The sequence below is a fragment of the Phycisphaerales bacterium genome (genome assembly GCA_016699835.1).
GTDB lineage: Bacteria > Planctomycetota > Phycisphaerae > Phycisphaerales > UBA1924.
The window spans coordinates 2795569-2813785 of the sequence record CP064987.1; the positions used below are offsets into that span (position 1 = coordinate 2795569).

Sequence of the window (18217 nt, forward strand, 5' to 3'; positions counted from 1 at the left end):
GTGCGAACGGGTTTGAATCACGTTTCAATTGGAGTGATCCATGGCCAACGCCAACGTCAAGGAGTTCACGGACGCCAACTTCGACGCCGAGGTTTTGAAGTCGTCGAATCCAGTGCTGGTCGACTTCTGGGCCGAGTGGTGCATGCCGTGCCGGAATCTCGCGCCGGTGATCGATGCCGTCGCGGACGACTTCGCGGGGAAGGCGAAGGTCGGGAAGGTGGACACGGACGCGAATCAGGCGATCGCGGTGAAGTATGGGATCACGGCGATCCCGACCGTGATCGTCTTCAAGGGTGGGCAGCCCGTGAAGAAGTTCGTGGGCTTCCAGAAGAAGGACATCCTCGCGGCGGCGTTGTCGGACGCCGGAGCCGCGTGAGGCGAACACGGAGGGCTCAGAGGATTTCCAGAGGATGACCGAGGGAACATAAGGGCCCTTGTTCTTGAGAATCTGGAGCGCACCTCGGTGTGAGAGCCTGTGTGTTCGGAGTTTGGAGAACGATGCGATGACTCGTGCGGCGTCACAGGCTCCGGTTGAAGTTCCCCACTCGCTGCTCGTCGATCGGTTCGCCGGTCGGCCCATTCGCTGCGGCGTGGTGGGGGTGGGGCGGATGGGCCAGCACCACGCGCGGGTGTACAGCCAACTTGCCGGGTGCGAACTCGTGGGCGTCGTGGACGCGAGCGAGGAGCGTCGCGGCATGATCGCATCGAAGTTCAACTGCAAGGCCTTCGCGACGGTGGAGGAACTGATCGCCGCCGGCGTGGATGCCGTGTCGATCGCGGTCCCCACGACGCACCACGAGCGTGTCGCCGGCCCGTTGCTCGAGAAGCGCATCGCGTGCCTCATCGAGAAGCCGCTTGCGCAGGACGTGGAGACCGCCCGAAGGATCAAGGAGGCGGCGGAGAAGCACGCGGCGGTCCTGATGGTGGGGCACATCGAGCGTTTCAACCCGGTGATGCGCGCCATGCAACGGGCCGCCGACGACGGGCTGAAGATCATCCCGCGGTTCATGCAGGTCATCCGCGTCAGTCCGATGTCGTTCCGCTCGATCGACGTGGGCGTGGTAATGGACATGATGATCCACGACCTCGACGTCGTGATCATGATGATGGGCGGACGCGAGCCGGACTACATCCGGGCCGCGGGTGTTGCGGTCGTCACCGAGCACGAGGACCTCTGCAACGCGTGGCTGGAGTTCAACACGGCCCACGGGCGCTGCGTCGCGAACGTGACGGCGAGCCGTCTGGCGCTCAAGACCGAGCGTGTGACGCGGATCACCGGCGAGAACGCGTACATCAAGATCGACTATGCCGCCAAGTCCGGGACGATGATCCGTCGCTCGGCGAACGACCTCCAGATGAGCGAGGTCCGCGACCAGATCCGCGAGGGGACGGACCTGTCCAACCTCAAGTGGAATGAACTTGTGAACATCGACCACCTGATGGTCGACGACGCCGAGCCGATCGTGGCCGAGATCCAGGCGTTCGTGAACGCGATCCGGACGGGGAAGCGCCCCCCGATCGACGCCGAGGCGGGGTTCGCGAACGTGCGGACGGCCCAGCGGATTGTCGAGGCGATTCGCCGCACGGTCTGATCGGGTCGAGTCGATTTTCCTCTCTCACAGGAACCGAACCAAGACACACCAAGTGTGAGACCAAAAGCACGCGGGGCGTGTACACTGTGGGTCCCGCCGGATGCACGATCCGAGCCGGCGGGGAGATCCCCTCATCATCCATCGGATCACGCTGGTGAAGAAGCCTGTCCATGAGCGCCGAGCCCACGAACGTTCCCGATTTGTCCCCGGAGTTGAAGGCCGAGATCGACGAAGCGATGCGCTTCCTCGACACGATGGATGAATCCGGGAAGTCGCAGCCGAAGCAGAAGGTTGTGGATCCCGCGGTCGCCGCCGCCGCGAGGCCGGCCGCCGTGCGCGGGCCAAGGGTGATCCAGGCCGGGCGTGAGCATCGCTCGGGCATGGTCGTGAGCGTCGGGCCGACGGACATCTTCCTTGAGTTCGGCCCGAAGGAACTGGGCATCCTCCCGCGGATCCAGTACAAGGAAGAGGAACTCCCGCAGAAGGGCCAGCAGATCGACGTCGTGGTCGATCGCTTTGAGCCCGAGGAGAGCCTGTTCGTCTGCTCGCGTCCTGGGACGGTGCAGAAGGCCGCGTGGGAGATGCTCGAGGCGGGGCAGATCGTCGAGGCCCGCGTGACGGGCGTCGTGAACGGCAAGGACGGGAAGCCCGCGGGGCTTGATCTCGAGGTCGCCGGACATCGCGCGTTCATGCCCGCGTCGCAGATCTCGTTCGAGCGTGTGCAGGATCTCTCGGTGTACGTCGGCGAGAAGATGGCGGCGGCGGTGTCGCGCGTCGATCGCTCGGGTCGCGGGAACATCATCCTCTCGCGGCGCGACGTGCTCGACACCGAGCGCAAGGCCAACGCCGAGAAACTCAAGACCACCCTCCAGGAAGGCCAGACCGTCGAGGGCGTGGTCCGCAAGATCATGCAGTTCGGCGCGTTCGTGGACCTGGGCGGCGTCGATGGGCTTGTGCATATTTCTGATATCACGCACGACCGCATCGGGCATGGCGAGAAGGCCGTCGCGAAGTTTCTCTCCGAGGGCCAGCGCGTCTCGGTCCGCATTCTGAAACTCGACTGGGAGAACAACCGCATCTCGCTGGGGCTCAAGCAACTCCAGGCCGACCCGTTCTCGAGCGCCCCGCTCGCGGAAGGGTCGGAGGTGACGGCCCGCGTGACGAAGATCGCCGAGTTCGGCGCCTTCTGCGAGGTCGCGCCGGGGGTCGAGGGGCTGATCCACATCTCCGAACTTGATCACAAGCGCATCGCCAAGGTCGACGACGTGGTGAAGCCCGATCAGGTCCTCCAGGTCAAGATCCTCAAGATCGATCCGCAGACGCGGCGCATCGCCCTCTCGCTCAAGGCCCTCAAGCCCGCGCCCGAGGTCGATTTCGGCGGCGGCCCGGGCGGCAAGGGGAAGAAGGGCGGACGCGATCGCGACGGACGCTCTGCCGAGGAGATCCTCAAGGAGACTCCCGCCCTGCGGCGCATGCGCGAGAAGTTCAAGAACTCGCAGTTCAAGGGTGGCCTAAGCTAACCCGGCATCGGCGGTCGTTCTCCACCTACAAGATGTCCGCGCTCATGAGCGTGCTCGCGAGTGTTGTGGCCGTGGCCTGCCGCGAAACACGTTCGTTACTTCTCGCTCTCTTCGGGTGTGGATCGGCGTTGCCCCAACGTGATGGAGAGATACTCGCGCAGGATCGTCGCGGCGGCGATCCCGTCGCGGCGCATCTTCTTCTGCTTGTGCGAGAGCCCCGAGCCTGCCATCTGCCAATCCGCGTCGGCGGTGGTGAGGCGCTCGTCCTGGAAGACGGGTTTGGTGGCGAGCCTGGCGCCGATGCGATCGGCCAAGGCGCGGACCTTCTTCGCCTGCGGTCCCTCGCTTCCGTCCATGTTCAGTGGCAGGCCGAAGACGAGCGTCGGCGCGGGGCGTGTGCCGACGGATCGCTCGATCTCGCGGGCGATGGCCTCGATGAGCGCGTCGCCGCCGCGGAGGGCGAAGGGGACATCGACCACGGGGAGTGGCGAGACGAGGCGGGTCTCGGGGTCGCCGATGGCCAGCCCGGTGCGCGAGTCGCCGATATCGATGCCGACGTATCTCACGTGGGAGATCATTAGGGGGCATCGGGACGTAACGTTGCCTGGGCGTTTGGAATCAGCGGGCACGGATTTCGCCGGCGATGAATGCCTAGCGGATGCGCTCGTCGAGTTTCTCGTGGAGTTTCTTGAGATCCTCGGCCTTGGACCTGGGCATGATGAGCGTCGCGTCCTGGGTGTGGATGACGATGAGGTCGTCGACGCCCAGCAGCGCGATCGTGTGCCCCTTCACGTCGTTCACGATGAGGTTGTTCTTCGCGGCGTGCGACGCGAGTCGGCCCACGCCCGTGTGGCGATTGGCGTCGGCATCGGGCTCGATCGTCTCGGCGTAACTGGGCCAACTCCCGACATCGAGCCAGGTGAGGTCCATGAGCACGGTGCAGACGCTGAACTTGGGCGTGCTCTTGGCGCTCGCGGACGACTTGGCCGCGGGCTCGAGGACGGCATAGTCCACGCTGATCTTGGGGAGCGTGGGGTAGACGCGTTCGAGCGTGGACTTGGCCCCTCGCTTGCCCCACGCCGCCTGGATCTCCATGAGCCCCGCGTGGCTCTCGGGCTTGAACTTCTCGAGGGCCTCGAGGAAGGTCGAGGCGCGCCAGACGAACATGCCCGAGTTCCACGCGAACTCGCCGCTGCGCACGTACGCCTCGGCCCGTGGGAGGTCGGGCTTCTCGACGAATCGCGCGACGTGGAAGGCCTTCTTCTCGGCTCCGGGGACGCCGCGGATCGGCGTGCCTCGCTCGACATAGCCGAAGCCCGTGGCGGGATACGTCGGCTTGATGGAGAAGGTCACGAGTCGACGCGGGTCGTCCTCGACGAGTTTGAACCCGATGTCGAGACGCTCGCGGAAGGCGTCGATCGGCTCGATGATGTGGTCGGCGGTGAGGACGGCGAAGATCGCCTCGGGGTCGTTCTTGGCGAGGATTGCGGCGGTGAGACCGATCGCGTTGACCGTGTCGCGGGCCACGGGCTCACCGATGACCTGCGAGTCCTTGTACCCGGGGAGTTCGTCGAGGACGGCCTCGCGATACTGCTCGGCGGTGCAGATGTAGCGGTTGCCCAGCGGGATGATGCCCTCGATGCGTCGGGCGGCGATCGCGAGGAGCGACGTGGGGTCCTTCGAGTCGCCGCGCTTGCCGCCGGGGCGCGGGATGAAGCGCAGCAACTGCTTCGGGAGCCCTTTTCGGCTCAGGGGCCAGAGTCTCGTGCCGGCGCCGCCGGCCATGATCATCGCGTGACGCATGGAGGCAGAGGATATCGGCTCTTGCGGGCGTGGCCTTGGGCGAGGGCAAGTTTTTCGGGATAGTCGTGGGCGTCAGCGCGAGGCAAAGACGAGTTCGAGGAGGCGATCGACATTGGTCGTGTCGCCCGCGCGCTCGATCGCGCGAAGGACGGCACGCTGGGCATCGCCCCGCACCTCGCCAAGCGCGATAAGCGCCTCGACCGCCTGCTCGGCCTCGGGCGGGAGTTTGGGCTCGATCGTGCCGGTTGGTCTTGCCGAGGATCGGAGGCCCGGCTCGCTGCCGAGCACGAATCGTCCCACCTTGCCGCCGAGTTCTGCGATGATGGTCTCGGCGAGGCGCTTGCCGACTTCGGGAAGTTCCTGGAGTGCTCGGGCGTCCTTGGACTCAATGGCGGACGCGATCTCGGCGGGCGGCATCGCGAGAATCCGCAAGGCCTTGCGATTCCCGATGCCCTTGACGGTGTTGAGCGCCTCGAAGAACTCGCGGTCGGAGGCGGATGAAAATCCGAGCAGCCTTGGGACGAAGGACGTGCCCTGGCCCTGGCCTTCAAGGTACAGATGTGTGAAGAGCGTGAGGGATTGCCCGGGAGAGATGGCGGCGGCGAGATACGCCGGGAGCAAGACCTCGACCAACATCCCGGGCATCCCGCCCGTGGGTTGGAGTTCGATCGCGCCCTCATCGACCGAGGCCACCGTGCCGGTCATCCGTGAGATCATGCTCCCAAAGGTAGGCGTGTGCCCCTGACAAGTCCCGACTCTGCGGTTCTCGGATCCTGCTGTCGTCGCCCCCGGCGAGTGCCGATAAAGAAGTTTGGAGGCACCAGAGCCAGCATGCAGACCGAACCGAAGCCAACGAGTCCTTCGCACGCCGCGCCCGACGATCGGCCCATGTGGGCACGCACACTCCTGATCGGGACGCGGCAAACCCTGCCGAGCCTGGCCGCCCAACTTAGGGCGTCGAGCAAGGGCATCGGATTCGCCGGGTGTCTCGTCGTGAATGAGAGCGAGAGGGATTCTCGTCGCACGATCGAGTGGCCTGCGGGAGTCTCGCTTGCCGTGCTTGGTGATCTCACGAATCTGTCCGACGCTCACCGGGTGCTCGGCGTCACATCGGCAGTGGTCTCGCTTCCCGAATCGATGGGTGCGCAGCGATTGAAGGTCTCGGCGCGGCTCAGCGAACTCGGCGTCCGTACTCGGTTTGTCCCGCCGATCGATGATGTGCTCGATGAGTCGCGGGCGCCAGTCATACGCCGGTCCGCATCGGATGTCAGCATTGTGGAACTCATTGGTCGTGTGCCCTTCGGCATCGATCGGAGGTCCGTGGCGCAGGCGATCGCGGGCAAGCGTGTGCTGATCACCGGGGCGGGCGGGTCGATCGGGTCGGAACTCGCGCGGATCTGCGCGACGTTCTCGCCGTCGTCACTCATCCTGATGGAGCGGGCCGAGAACGCGCTCTTCGAGATCGATCGGCAGATCGGGACTCGTTTTCCGGGGCTTTCACGCCGGGCGGTGCTGCACGACATCACCGACGCCGATCGCACGCGCCGGCTCTTCGAGGACTTGAAGCCGCAGGTCGTCTTCCACGCGGCGGCACACAAGCACGTGCCGCTGATGGAGGACCACCCCGCGCACGCTGTCACGAACAACGTCTTCGGGACGAGGTCGGTCGCCGACGCATCGATCGCGGTGAAGGCCGAGCGGTATGTTCTCGTCTCGACAGACAAGGCCGTGAACCCGACGAGCGTGATGGGCGCAACCAAGCGGATCGCGGAGATGTACGTGCAGTCGCTCGGGCGCGCCGGGCGCGAATGCCCGACGCGGTGCGCGATCGTGCGGTTCGGCAACGTGCTCGGCTCGGCGTGCAGCGTCGTGCCGATCTGGGCCTCGCAACTCGCCGAGGGCGGCCCGATCACCGTGACCGATCCGCGCATGACGCGGTATTTCATGACCATCCACGAGGCCGCCACGCTCGTCGTGCAGTCGGCGGCGGCGACGAAGAGCACGGGCGAGGCGCCGGTGTATGTCCTCGACATGGGCGAGCCGGTGAAGATCCTGGACCTGGCGACGCGCTTCGTGCGTGCGCACGGATTTGCTCCCACGCTCCCCGGCGAGACACCGATGGTGGGCGATCAGGCGCCGATCGAGATCGCCTTCTCCGGGGCGCGCCCGGGCGAGAAACTGCATGAGGAGTTGGCCTACGCCGACGAGCAGTTGCAGTGCACGCCCAATCCGGGGATTCGTGCGTGGCGTGGGAGCCTCGACCCGAACCTCGACATCCAATCCATGATCGCCGAACTCGACCGAGTTCGCAACGATTCCTCGGGTGCCGAGGTGATCGAGTCGATCGCGGCCCATGTCCCAGAACTCGCCGAACGCCGAACACAGTCCTATCAACTCAAGAAGGATTTTGAAGCCGCGGCTTGAGTCTCGCGGCGGAGGTGGCTGTAATTGACATCCCGGTTCTTCGGGTCGGCTTTCGGGTCACGGACGAGCGCTCAACGGTGAGCCCCCCAAGCGACACATGCCGAATGCTTCACGTTCGGCCCGCCTCGCGGAGTGAGGTCCACCCTTCCGGAAACACCATCTATGAACGAACGCGCGCGCATCATCGAAGAGACATCCAAAGCCCGCGACCGCGCCTCGGCGCTCCTCAAGGGACTCCTGGACGCCAAAGCCTCTTCGGAGCGGCACTTGTCGGAGACGGGCCAGCGGGACGTGTACAAGACGGTGACGGGCAAGTCGAGCCTGGACAACGCGATCCAATCCGCCCAGCGTGTCGTCGAGACGCTGACGAAGGCGCTGGCGGAGTATCGGCGGAATCTTCAGGATGGAGACCTCGCGCTAATTCGTGGCGACTCGATCGCGGATGTGACAACCGTGCGCGCGCAGTGATGCTCGCGGCGAATGCGGTCTACGCTGGTGCGTGAACGAGACACTCACTTCGGCGGCGCTTCGGATCCGGAAACTGAATGAGCTCGCGCGCGTGCCGGCGTATCAAACGCCCGGGGCGGCGGGGCTGGACCTTGCGGCGTGTCTGCCCGAGGGAGACATCGAGTTGAAGGTTGGCGAGATCGCGCGCGTGCCCACGGGGCTGGCGATGGCGATCCCCAGCGGGTTCGAGGGTCAGGTCCGGCCACGATCGGGGCTCTCGAGCAAGGGCATCACGGTCGTGAACGCGCCGGGGACGATCGACGCGGATTATCGTGGCGAGTTGCAGGTGCTGCTGATCAATCTGTCGCGTGAGCCGGTGCAGATCACGCATGGCATGCGCATCGCGCAGATCGTGATCGCGCCGGTGGTGCAGGCGGCGATCGAGGTTGTTGAATCACTCGATGAGACGGTGCGCGGGGTGGGGGGGTTCGGATCGACGGGGCACTGAGTCTGCATCGTGTCGAAGAGATGTAGAAGCATGGAGATACAGGCGGGACGCCTGTGCCACGAGGATGGGTAGTTCCGACTGAAGTCGAACTACGGGCATGGTGCCACGAGTTCATCGTGCGTACGGCCTGGCTCGAAGGGAAGCCAATCGACGTGGTCGGTGGCGAGTTCGCGGGTCTGCGCGAGGTAGTCGCGGGCGTCCATCTCGAACATACCGAACTGGGCGAGGTGGTCGTTGTGGAGTTGGGCGTCTAAGAGTTGGAAGCCACGGCGGCGGAGATGGTGGACGAGGTGGACGAGGCAGACCTTGGAGGCGTCGGTGCCGCCGAGTGTGGGCCTTGAGAACATGGACTCGCCGCAGAAGACCTTGCCGAGGGCGAGGCCGTAGAGACCACCAACGAGCCGCTCGCCGGTGTCGTCGATGATCCAGGCCTCGACGCTGTGGGCGTGGCCGGCACGGTGGAGATTCGTGAACAGATCGATGATGTCGGTGGCGAGCCAGGTGTCTTCGCGCCCGGAGGCGGGCGCGGCGCACTCGCGGATGACCCGATCGAACGCGGTGTCGGTGCGAAGGGTGAACGTGTTGGCACGGATGCGGGCGCGGAGGGATCTTGAGACTTTGAACAGGTCCGGGTCGAGGGGGATGACGGCCCGGGCGCGTGGCTGGACCCAGCGCGTGGTCTTCGATTCGTCGTCGTGCATCGGGAACCAGCCGCGGCGGTAGAACTCGAGGACGGTGCGGACGACGCGCGGGTCGATGGGGCGGTTGATCGGTTCGGGTGGCAATTCGCGCGGCGGGCACATTGGTGTACTCTACAGCGGCATGATGGGGCATCACGGCACGATTCTCATGAACCCGAGCGACTCGGGTGGAGGCGGTGGGGGACGGATGATTCCCGCTCGCCCGCGCGATCGATTGTCGTATCTGTCGGTGGTGCAGTGGCCCGACACGTTCACAGAACAAGACCGGATCGACGCTTTGGTGGAGGCGACCGAGGCCGGGCATCGCGTCAACAGCGCATCCTTGGCGATCGACGACGCTCAGGCGCGGCTGATCCTTCGGCGTGGGGTCCCCGCGATCGTGCGATGGATGCATCGAGACGCCGCGAAGGCCGCGGAGGAATCGCTCTCGACTCTGGGCGTCGCGGCGTACGCCATCGACGTTCTGGCGATGGGCGAGTTGCCCGAGGTGCATCGCTTGCGAGCGATCTTTCTCGCCGAGGGTGGCGCCGGCTCGCCGGGGACCGTGTACGCGATCGACACGTGGAAGGAAGTCCTGGCCAGGATGCGTCTCGATTCGATCTCTCTCATCGTGCGCGGATGGGTGACGCAATCCACGACGACCGTCACGCCCGGGGACGGGGGCGTGATGGACGCGGACTGGGGCGGACGCGGCGTGCACGGGTCGACGTGGATGGCGACGATGGGCCCCGACGCCGCGGTGCTCGGCGCGATGTTCGATGACACCGGCGGATCGGGTGGGGTGATGCGCGAGTCGTCGTCGCGCCGGTTCGCGATGCTCGATCTGTGGGACGTGAATGGACAGTGCTACCGCGTCGAGAGCAAGAAGTTCGACTTCTCGATCCTCGGGAAGGACAAGACGGTGACGAACATCGAGAACATCGATCGCATGGCGGTGCGGTTTGCGATGGAGGCGCCCCGCGCGGTGGTGGACACGAACTTCGCGTCGTTCCGCTGCCCGCCCGACATCGTGAAGAACCACGCGCGCTCGATCGGACGGGGCGTGCGCACGACGCGCGACGACGTGCCGGGGTTCGACCTCTACTCGTCGTGGCTGTACCTGGTCACGAGGCGGATGATGGGGGGGTGAGGGTGGGGGAAGAGACGGAGTTCCGTAAGGACGAAGAGACGAAGTGGCAGGGTGTCGAGCCGTGCGGTGTGTGTGGTGTGGCGTTGGATATGGAAATCGGCCTGATTTCGACCGATTCGGGCGGGGTTCGTTCGTATTCGACGCCTGTGTGAAATCGTCGTGGGTGCTTGCCCAACAATGGTGGGTGGAATTCGGGCGCATGGAGGCGTTCGCGTGGTTCGCCGGCCGCCGTGATGAGGAGATCTGGCGATGGAGACTCAACCCGTGTCGGCCGCCCTTTGGCGCACGACCTTGACCGGAGGCCGCTCACCCTTGGGGCGCGTGATTCTGGCTCCGGCCGGGATGGCGGCGGGCGTGCTGGGCGTGCTCGCGTGCTCGTCGGTGGCGCTCGCGACCGAATCGGCGCCGGGCGAGGGGCGGGCGACGATTCCCGAGGCCCTCTTGAACGACGGCGTGCTCGTGCCCTCGATCGTGGGGGCGGTGATCGTGGGGATCGTGCTCATCCGCTCGGTGAGCGGCGTCATGAAGACGTCGGCGCGGGAGCGGACGCGTCGCGAGATCGCCGCGTACATCGCCGAGGGGAGCATGACTCCCGAGCAGGGGGAGCGGCTGATGAAGGCGGGGAAGAACGAGGCGTGAGTGACGCCCGAGCTGGGGCTGGTGACCGGCCAGAGTCGAGCGATCCATGGCTGGCGCGGCGAAGGAACGAACGAGTGCCGGTGAGTCTCGAATGGAAGAAGGAGAATCGCGATGTGTCCCCCTATGATGGAGTCCGCCACGAACTTTGCCTCGACCGCCGGTGACGCTGTGGGCCACGCCGGCGACGCCGTCACCCAGGCCGGGAGCGGGCTCTCCGAAGCGCTGGGCGCGATCTCGATCCATCTGCCCGCGCTCACGGGCTCGACGCTCGCGCTCCAGCCCGCGGGCGTGGCGGGCACGAATATGAGCAGCGACGACGTGACGAAGATCGTGCTGATCGCGCTGGGCGTCTCGCTCATGGTGATCCTCGTCGTGGTGAAGGCGGTCCAGCGTGTCTCGATCGCGCGGGCACGCGAGCAGAGCCGCCGCGAGATCGCGGCGTACGTGGCCGAGGGAAGCATCACCCCCGACGACGCCGTGAAGATGATGAACGCGGGTGGGAGCGCGTGGGAGAAGTTCAAGGGCGGGTGCGGGGTGTGAAGAAGGGAATTGGGAATAGGCAATGGCACACGAATACCGGTGCGGTGCCCGCGAACACGGCTTCGTCTCTGCGTCACTTCGGAACTTCGTCTCTCCTCCCTGCCTTCCCCTCCACGACGTCTGTTCTTACCTCCGCGTCCTTTGCGTTCGTCTTCGTCTGTGAACCGAATCGGCATTCGTGATTCGTGATTGGGCATTCGTGGGGAAGGGAATGGGGAATAGGCCATGGGCAATGGCACACGAGTTCCGGCGTCGCGCCCGCGATCCCTTCCATATCTCGTGGGGCAGGCGGCCCGCCTGCCCCTACCCAATCTTCATCGCGCCCTGCTCACCCAATCCTTTCTCATCCCCCTCTTCTCCCCTCCGCGTCCTTTGCGTTCGCCTTCACGGCTGTCCCGTTCTCGGACGCCGCCGCGATGCTCGCGTTCGCCCCCCCCCCCCGCGTCGCGCTCGCCCCACCCGCATTCTTGCGCGAATAAGGCCCGCGGACGCTCCACACAACTCTGATGACGCCCGTCATCAGAGTGATGACGCGCGTGATAGAAACGATGACGGGCGTCATCAGAGCAATGACGGGCGTGATCAGAGCAATCACGCGCGTCATCAGAGCCATGAAGCCCCACATCGGAGCGATGTGGGACGAGATAAGAGCGATGTGGGGCCACATTGGAGTTGTGTGGGGCGGGATCGGAGTGCTGGCGGGCGAGAACACCAGCCCCGAGAACCATTCTCTCCCCTACGAATGCCGAATCACGAATCACGAAGGCCGATCCGGGTCACTTTCCAATACGAACGCATAGGACGCGGAGGGGAGAGGAAGGGGATGAGGGGGGATTGGGTGAGAGGGGCGCGATGAAGGTGAAGTAGAGGCAGGCAGGCCGCCTGCCCCACGAGAGTGGGTCGGGATCGCGGGCGTGACGACGGGGGTGGTCTGCCTTGCCCTGGTGCCTGGTGCCCAGTGCCCGATGCCTCCTCCCCGGCCTTTCAAGATTTGTTCGGCCATCACCCGATACACGACTGAAAGTGAGTCGAAGGAACGCCAGGATGGCGTTCTGGTTGGCATGGGGCGATGGGTCGCGGGCCTGATGGGCCTGGGCGCGTCGCCATCGGTGCGAAACGTCGAAGGAGTTGGCGTGCGCGTCATCGCGATTATCAATCAGAAGGGCGGGTGTGGGAAGACCACGACCGCGATCAATCTCGCGGGGATCCTGGCTAGAGGCATTGGGGGCGGGAATGGGCCTGGCGCGGGGGGGATTTCGGGTGGGGCGGCGGGGACGAGCTCGGCGGGGGGGATGAACTGGGCCGGTCGGCGCGTCTTGCTTGTGGACATGGACCCGCAGTCGCACTGCGCGGCGGGGCTGGGCGTGCCCGAGCACCGCATCGATCTCGACGTGGGCGACGCGATGATGGCGGTGGGGCAAAGTGAAGGAAATCAGAAGGGGAGAGGGGTCGATCGGGCCCGGCTGGTGTGGCGCTGCGGGCGGAATCTGGATCTCGTGCCCAGCCGGATGAGGCTGGCGGGGCTGGAGGCGCCGCGCGGCGGGCTGAGCGATCTGCCCGCGGGCGATCGCGAGACGAGATTGGCCCGAGTCCTTCGCGAGATCGGGCAGGACTACGACGTCGTGCTCATTGATTCCTCGCCGGCGATCGGGCTGCTCACGTACAACGTGCTGGTCGCGGCGGACGCGGTGCTGATTCCGGTGGAGACGTCGTTCTTCTCGCTGCAGGGGGCCCAGAAGCAGATCAACACGGTCCGCGCGATCCAGAAGCGGCTCGCGGGGAGCGGTGCGGGGTGGGGGGGAAGTGGTGCGGCGAACGCGATCGGCGCGGGCGCGGCCTCGAACGCGGGTGCGAAGCCCGTGTGGTTGCTCCCGACGATCCACGACGACACGAGCGTGGTCGCGGAGGATCTGCTCCAGGAGATGAAGCGCAAGCACAAGGACCGGCTGGTGCCGGTCGTGATCCGGCGGAACTCGAAGTTGCGCGAGGCGGCGAGTTTCGGGCAGGGGATCGTGGACTATGCCCCGCACAGCACGGCGGCGCACGACTACACGCAACTCGCCGAGTGGGTGATCGGACGCCTCGCGGCGCCGTTGGAGTCGAGCGCGGACGCCAGTGAGGTGGAGGAACGCGGGACGATCGTCGAGGTGCTCACGCGCGGGCTGGACACGGCCGTGCTCGAGGGCGCGGCGTCGCCGTGGAGGCCCGGGGCGAAGGGAACGGTCGCGATGGAGGCCAAGTCGGTCCCGAGCGCGGCGACGAGTGGGGAGATTCCGATGCCGATGATCAGCCGGGCGGAAGATGTCGCGAGGCGGGCGCAGCAGTTCCTTCGTCGCTGGGCGACGAGCGGGGGACAAGGCGGCGACGCCACGAGCAAGACGGGCGAGAGTGGCGGGAGCGCGGCAGAGGTGGCTGCGACCACGATTGCTGCAGCGGCGAGACCATCGACGATCGTGGGGACGCCGCCGCATCCGACGCTGCGCGTGGTGGCGTCGGAGATCAAAGCGTCGGTGACACACAGTGGCCCGATCCCTATCGATCCGTCCACGCAGCGGTTGCTCGGCGCCCACGCCACGAGCCAGGGCGTCCTGTTCGTGCAGCCGTTGTCGGCGGCGGGGACGATGTGCGTCGCGGGCGAGTTCAACGCGTGGTCGATGACGGCGACGCCGATGAAGCGCAACGAGACGCTGGGGGTGTTCGAGGTCTGCGTGCCCTGCCCCGCGGGCAAGAACTCGTACCGCCTGGTCCTCGATGGGCGGTGGGCGACGGATCCGTACAACAAGGCGACGGAGGTCAATCCGTACGGCGAGATGAACAGCGTGATCGAGGTGCCGATGAGCCGGAGCGTGAGCACGGTGGGCGGGTCCTCGGGCACAGCGTCGATGGTCGAGGGAAAGCCCAGGGCGATGGAGATCGTGCGCAATGAGCCGGCGTCGGCCGCGGATTGAGTTGGGTTCGGGATTGGTGGGCGTGGATGATGTGCGAGGGCGTGCGGGAGTGAGTCGAATGCGTCGGCGTGCGACGCGATGAAGGAGGCGTGTGTGGGTCGTCAGTCGTCATTTCGGAAGAACCCGCCACCACCACCGCCGCCACCGCCGGGAGGGCAAGGTCACAGCGGCGTGAGCGCGACGCGCCCGGGCCAATCGCATGGCGTGGTCGAGGGATCCGAGGCCAAACGGGCCGCGCCGCAGGCGTTCTCGTCGGCGTATGACGCGCTGGCGGACTTGTTCCTCTCGGAAGAGGCCTTCACGCCCGGTGTCGCGTCGGCGCTTCGGCTGGTGCCCTCGGACCACGACGAGGCCGCGGAGCATGAATCGTCCGCAGCGAGCGAGGCGACGCGCGACACGGACGAGTCGAGCGATGCGTCGCGCGTGATCGAGCCCTCGGGCGAGCGGTCGGTCGAACTGCTGGTCGTGGGGCACCTGCCGGTGCTCGCGTCGGCGTGGATCATGCCGTATGTCCGCTCGATCGCGGGCGAGGCTGGCGCGATCACGCTTGTGCGCGCCCAGCGCGGGCAGGTGTCGGTGGAACTCGTCGGCGAGGTGCCGCAGGCGGTGCGTGAGATCGCCGGTGTATCGGACGGGACCTTGTCGCTCGCGCACGCGATGGCGATCGCGGCCCGCGTCACGAGCCGGGTCGTGATCCGCGTGGACACGACGAGCGAGGCCGAGGCGCTGCACCATTCGGGCATCACGGACGTGACGCTGCTCTCCGGGGCGGACGATGCCGCGATCGTGGCGTCGTATCGCACGCTGAAATCGTTGGGCGAGCGGCTTGCGGAGCGGGCGGATGAGACGGGTGTGACGCCGCGTGTGCGTGTCGCGATTTTGGGCGCCGATCCGGATCGAGCGGAGGCGGCGAGAGCGAAACTGCGCCAGACGACGGCGGCGTTCCTTGGCGAAGAGGCGGAGATCGTCGTCGGGCCCAAGCGCGTGGCCGGGGGTGGAACGGTGACACTCTGCCGCGGCGAGCCGGCGGGCGAGGGGAACGGAGCCGGGGAGATCATCGACATGATCGCCTCGGCGGCACCGGCGATGGAGGCGAGCATGCACGCGTTCGCGGGAGCGTCGTCGAGCCGCATCGGACCCGCGGCGGCGTCGGTGGTCGAGGCCAAGCCGATGGCGGAGATCACGCACCCGAAGGCTTCGATGGATGCGGAGATGTTGCGAGTCAAGCCGATCGAGACGAGCGGCTCTGCGCTGCATGCTCTTGAGGTTGGTGGAGACACAGGCGAGACGCCCGTGCCACGAGATGGGGAAGGGCAACCCGCTCGCGATTTGCAGACGCTCCGGTCTCGCGAGGGCGTGGCGAGTGGTGACGTTGCCGAGAACGAGCGTGCTCATGTCGACGCGATGGACGAGTCGCGGCCTCGCGTGCTGGCCGAGCAGATCGAGGGGCTTGTGCCGCTCAAGGCCCGGTGCCCATACGCCCCGCGCGTGGAACTCGCCGCGGGGAGCGACGGACGGTTGCACGTGCTCGCGTTCGCGGGCGGGGTGGACGCGAGCGAGGGCGAGAAGGCCGCGGGCCCGGCGGCGGTCGTCGCGGAACTCGTCTCCGTCGCGGGGTGGGCGTACGACCACATCGACCTGATCCGGTTGTCGTGCCACGGCGTGGAACTCGGCGCCGACCCGACGACGGCGTCCTTGCACCTCATGACCGATCGCCCGCGCGAGGCGCGGAGGTTCCTCGATTCGGGCGTGCACGTGCACGTGCTCGCGAGGGCGCGCGTGGGGACGCTGACGGCGTGGGTCTGCCGCGAGATGAACTAGAACTCGTCGAAGGATTGATGGCGCGACCCTGAATCTCGATCGATGAATCGAGGCGTGACGCCGTCGGGGAGCGCCGCGAGGAACAACCGGCCATAGGCCTTGGTGCGCACGCGACCGTCGAGGATGACGACGCGCCCGTGGTCGGTCTTGGATCGGATGAGCCGGCCGAAGCCCTGCTTGAAGCGGACGAGGGCGCGAGGGAGCGAATCTTCGCTGAAGGGGTTGCCGCCGCGGGCGCGGATCGCCTCGCCGCGCGCCTCGACGAGCGGGCGATCGGGCGGGTCGAAGGGGAGTTTGGTGATGATGACGTTGCGGAGGTTCTCGCCGCGAACGTCGACGCCTTGCCAGAATGAGGCGGCACCGAAGAGCACGGATCGGTTCGATTCGCGGAATCGCTCGAGGATGTGGGCACGCGAGCCGTCGCGCCCCTGGGCGAGGAGGGGAAGGCCGAGTTCCGCGAGTGGCCCGGCGAGTTCAGAGGCGCAGGCGCGGAGCGTCGCGAGGCTGGTGAAGAGGACGAACGCGCCACCGTCGGTCTCTCTGACGTGGTGGAGGATGCGCTGCGCGAGCGAGGCGATGGAGGCACGCCAGGCGGAGCGGCCGGTGTTTGAGGCGTTGGGCGGGGCCTCGTCGGCGGGATCGACGAGGACCTCGACCTGCCTCGCGTAGTCGAAGGGGCTGCCGAGTTGGAGGGTGCGGGCGCCGACGCAGCCGAGCGTATTCAGGGTGTGGGCGAAGGCGGTCTCGGCGTGCTCGGACGACTCGTGGTCGTGCGTGGTGCGTGTCGTGAGCGTGGCGCTCGTGAGGACGACGCCGAAGTCCTGGGCGAAGAGGCGTTCCTTGAGGATTGGCGCGACATCGATGGGGGCGCACGCAAAGGTGATACGCTGGCGTGCGTCAGCATCGGAGGTGCCCGCATCGACCCAGTAGGCGCAGCCGGGGATGGTCTGTGAGATGAGCGCCTCGGCGTCGAGGGCGATGCGCTCGGCACGCTGGGCGTAGGAGTTGAGTTCGAAGCGGTCTTCCTCGAGTTTCACGCTGTCTTTCAGGCCCGTGAGGCGGAGGGCGAGTTCACGCATGATGGGCGTGAGCGTGTTGTCGATGAGGCCCGGCGACCGGACGCGCGAGGTTTCCTTCGCGCGCGAGTCGTCGAAGGGCGAATCGGGAAGGACGCGGGCGGCCTTGGCGACGGACTCAAAGAAGAGGAGCGAGACGTGGTGGGCCTGCTCGACGAGGCGGATGGCGCGCGCGGTCCCCTCGGTCTCCTGGCCCATGAGTGTCAGGCCGGGGAGATACCCCTTGCCCGAACGCTGGGTGTAGAGCGAGTTCAAGAGGAACGAGACGCGCGACTCGGAGAGTTGGGCGCCGAAGTGATCGCTCGCGACCTCCTCGGCGGCGTGGGCCTCGTCGAGGATCACATGGTGGTATCGCGGGAGGAATCCGACGTCTTGCGCGCGCAACGCGAGATCGGAGAAGAAGAGGGCGTGGTTGCAGATGAGGAGGTTGGCGCCGTCGAGTTCGGCGCGGGCCGCCTGGAAGAAGCACTGGGTGTAGTTGGGGCACTTTCGGCCCATGCAGTTGCCCGAGTCGGACTGGACCTTGTCCCAGACGCTCTGGCGCTCGAGGATGGGGAGCGTCGAGAGCGTGCCATCGTCGGTGCTGCGCGCCCAATCCTCGATGACGTGGAGGGAGCGACGCGCGGCAGGATCGGCGAAGAGTCGATCCTGGCGCTTCGACGCGAGGCCCAGTCGGCGGATACTGACATAGTTGGCCCGGCCTTTGACGAGGACGGGCTTGATCGGGGCGACCGCGCCCTCGGGGAGGCCCTCGCACGCGCTCTCCAGGGCGTGCGTCAGGCGCGGGATGTCGCTCGACATCAGTTGTTCCTGGAGCGAGATCGTGTTGGTCGCGACGAGGACGACCTCGCGGTGGACCATGGCGCGGAGCATCGCGGGGACGAGGTAGGCGAAGGACTTGCCGACGCCCGTGCCCGCCTCGACGAGGAGGTGAGACTTTTCGGCGAGCGTGCGTTCGACGGCGGCGGCCATCTCGAGTTGCTCGGGGCGCGGCTCGTAGCCCTCGCCGAAGAGCGTGGCGATGGGGCCATGGATCGAGAGCAGGTCCTTGGCGGTCGCGGTGAGCATG

General features: G+C 66.6%; 17 protein-coding genes. 11 read left to right on the forward strand and 6 right to left on the reverse strand.

Annotated features, from left to right (window positions below; translation table 11 throughout):
* Positions 1–40: 40 nt before the first annotated feature.
* The 3 genes from trxA (at position 41) to IPK69_11500 (ending at position 3112) form a co-directional block, all read left to right on the forward strand.
* Positions 41–376, forward strand: coding sequence for a thioredoxin (gene trxA / locus IPK69_11490; protein QQS08599.1), 336 nt, complete (start codon positions 41–43; stop codon positions 374–376).
* A 127-nt stretch (positions 377–503) separates the two neighbouring features.
* Positions 504–1592 carry a Gfo/Idh/MocA family oxidoreductase gene (locus tag IPK69_11495; GenBank protein ID QQS08600.1) on the forward strand — a complete coding sequence of 363 codons (1089 nt, stop codon included), beginning with the start codon at positions 504–506 and terminating at the stop codon, positions 1590–1592.
* A 170-nt stretch (positions 1593–1762) separates the two neighbouring features.
* Positions 1763–3112 (forward strand): S1 RNA-binding domain-containing protein, encoded by a 1350-nt coding sequence (locus IPK69_11500; protein QQS08601.1) that lies wholly within the window; start codon positions 1763–1765, stop codon positions 3110–3112.
* A gap of 95 nt (positions 3113–3207) precedes the next feature.
* Here the strand turns inward: IPK69_11500 and ruvX are convergent, their stop codons facing one another.
* The 3 genes from ruvX to IPK69_11515 form a co-directional block, all read right to left on the reverse strand.
* Positions 3208–3690: a Holliday junction resolvase RuvX gene (ruvX, locus tag IPK69_11505; GenBank protein ID QQS08602.1), complete on the reverse strand. Its 483-nt coding sequence runs from the start codon at positions 3688–3690 to the stop codon at positions 3208–3210.
* Between the two features lie 73 nt (positions 3691–3763).
* On the reverse strand, positions 3764–4915 hold the full coding sequence (locus IPK69_11510) for a mannose-1-phosphate guanylyltransferase (protein QQS08603.1): 1152 nt from the start codon (positions 4913–4915) through the stop codon (positions 3764–3766).
* Between the two features lie 72 nt (positions 4916–4987).
* Positions 4988–5620: a hypothetical protein gene (locus tag IPK69_11515; GenBank protein QQS08604.1), complete on the reverse strand. Its 633-nt coding sequence runs from the start codon at positions 5618–5620 to the stop codon at positions 4988–4990.
* Positions 5621–5803: 183 nt separating this feature from the next.
* On the opposite strand from IPK69_11515, the gene IPK69_11520 reads away from it, so the two are divergent.
* From IPK69_11520 to dut, 3 genes are all read left to right on the forward strand, one after another.
* Positions 5804–7339, forward strand: a complete 1536-nt coding sequence (locus IPK69_11520; GenBank protein ID QQS08605.1) for a polysaccharide biosynthesis protein — start codon at positions 5804–5806, stop codon at positions 7337–7339.
* A gap of 162 nt (positions 7340–7501) precedes the next feature.
* Positions 7502–7807: a hypothetical protein gene (locus IPK69_11525; GenBank protein QQS08606.1), complete on the forward strand. Its 306-nt coding sequence runs from the start codon at positions 7502–7504 to the stop codon at positions 7805–7807.
* A 64-nt stretch (positions 7808–7871) separates the two neighbouring features.
* The gene (dut, locus tag IPK69_11530) at positions 7872–8294 is read left to right on the forward strand and encodes a dUTP diphosphatase (protein QQS10477.1); all 423 of its coding nucleotides are present in this window, start codon (positions 7872–7874) and stop codon (positions 8292–8294) included.
* A gap of 89 nt (positions 8295–8383) precedes the next feature.
* Here dut and IPK69_11535 read toward each other — a convergent pair whose 3' ends face one another.
* Positions 8384–9079 (reverse strand): leucyl/phenylalanyl-tRNA--protein transferase, encoded by a 696-nt coding sequence (locus IPK69_11535; protein QQS08607.1) that lies wholly within the window; start codon positions 9077–9079, stop codon positions 8384–8386.
* Between the two features lie 37 nt (positions 9080–9116).
* Here IPK69_11535 and IPK69_11540 point away from each other — a divergent pair, with 37 nt between their 5' ends.
* The 3 genes from IPK69_11540 to IPK69_11550 all read left to right on the forward strand — a co-directional run bounded on the left by IPK69_11540 (position 9117) and on the right by IPK69_11550 (position 11303).
* On the forward strand, positions 9117–10124 hold the full coding sequence (locus tag IPK69_11540; protein QQS08608.1) for a hypothetical protein: 1008 nt from the start codon (positions 9117–9119) through the stop codon (positions 10122–10124).
* A 249-nt stretch (positions 10125–10373) separates the two neighbouring features.
* Entirely contained in the window at positions 10374–10763 is a 390-nt protein-coding gene (locus IPK69_11545) for a hypothetical protein (protein ID QQS08609.1), read from the forward strand.
* Positions 10764–10874: 111 nt separating this feature from the next.
* A complete protein-coding gene (locus IPK69_11550) occupies positions 10875–11303 on the forward strand; it encodes a hypothetical protein (GenBank protein ID QQS08610.1) in 429 nt (142 codons plus the stop codon).
* A gap of 343 nt (positions 11304–11646) precedes the next feature.
* On the opposite strand, the gene IPK69_11555 is transcribed toward IPK69_11550, so the two are convergent.
* Positions 11647–11916 (reverse strand): hypothetical protein, encoded by a 270-nt coding sequence (locus tag IPK69_11555; GenBank protein ID QQS08611.1) that lies wholly within the window; start codon positions 11914–11916, stop codon positions 11647–11649.
* 448 nt (positions 11917–12364) lie between these two features.
* Here IPK69_11555 and IPK69_11560 point away from each other — a divergent pair, with 448 nt between their 5' ends.
* Together IPK69_11560 and IPK69_11565 are read left to right on the forward strand one after the other, a co-directional pair.
* Entirely contained in the window at positions 12365–14251 is a 1887-nt protein-coding gene (locus tag IPK69_11560; GenBank protein QQS08612.1) for an AAA family ATPase, read from the forward strand.
* Between the two features lie 171 nt (positions 14252–14422).
* On the forward strand, positions 14423–16072 hold the full coding sequence (locus tag IPK69_11565; protein QQS08613.1) for a hypothetical protein: 1650 nt from the start codon (positions 14423–14425) through the stop codon (positions 16070–16072).
* Here the strand turns inward: IPK69_11565 and IPK69_11570 are convergent.
* On the reverse strand, positions 16069–18216 hold the full coding sequence (locus IPK69_11570; protein ID QQS08614.1) for a helicase: 2148 nt from the start codon (positions 18214–18216) through the stop codon (positions 16069–16071). The genes IPK69_11565 and IPK69_11570 overlap by 4 nt on opposite strands.
* Position 18217: the final 1 nt, after the last annotated feature.

Bases quoted from the DNA above. Each gene is read 5' to 3' on its own strand.
- trxA (QQS08599.1), top strand. From the start codon at position 41: ATGGCCAACGCCAACGTCAAGGAGTTCACGGACGCCAACTTCGACGCC.
- IPK69_11495 (QQS08600.1), top strand. From the start codon at position 504: ATGACTCGTGCGGCGTCACAGGCTCCGGTTGAAGTTCCCCACTCGCTG.
- IPK69_11500 (QQS08601.1), top strand. From the start codon at position 1,763: ATGAGCGCCGAGCCCACGAACGTTCCCGATTTGTCCCCGGAGTTGAAG.
- ruvX (QQS08602.1), bottom strand. From the start codon at position 3,690: ATGATCTCCCACGTGAGATACGTCGGCATCGATATCGGCGACTCGCGC.
- IPK69_11510 (QQS08603.1), bottom strand. From the start codon at position 4,915: ATGCGTCACGCGATGATCATGGCCGGCGGCGCCGGCACGAGACTCTGG.
- IPK69_11515 (QQS08604.1), bottom strand. From the start codon at position 5,620: ATGACCGGCACGGTGGCCTCGGTCGATGAGGGCGCGATCGAACTCCAA.
- IPK69_11520 (QQS08605.1), top strand. From the start codon at position 5,804: ATGTGGGCACGCACACTCCTGATCGGGACGCGGCAAACCCTGCCGAGC.
- IPK69_11525 (QQS08606.1), top strand. From the start codon at position 7,502: ATGAACGAACGCGCGCGCATCATCGAAGAGACATCCAAAGCCCGCGAC.
- IPK69_11540 (QQS08608.1), top strand. From the start codon at position 9,117: ATGATGGGGCATCACGGCACGATTCTCATGAACCCGAGCGACTCGGGT.
- IPK69_11545 (QQS08609.1), top strand. From the start codon at position 10,374: ATGGAGACTCAACCCGTGTCGGCCGCCCTTTGGCGCACGACCTTGACC.
- IPK69_11550 (QQS08610.1), top strand. From the start codon at position 10,875: ATGTGTCCCCCTATGATGGAGTCCGCCACGAACTTTGCCTCGACCGCC.
- IPK69_11555 (QQS08611.1), bottom strand. From the start codon at position 11,916: ATGGCTCTGATGACGCGCGTGATTGCTCTGATCACGCCCGTCATTGCT.
- IPK69_11560 (QQS08612.1), top strand. From the start codon at position 12,365: ATGGGGCGATGGGTCGCGGGCCTGATGGGCCTGGGCGCGTCGCCATCG.
- IPK69_11570 (QQS08614.1), bottom strand. From the start codon at position 18,216: ATGCTCACCGCGACCGCCAAGGACCTGCTCTCGATCCATGGCCCCATC.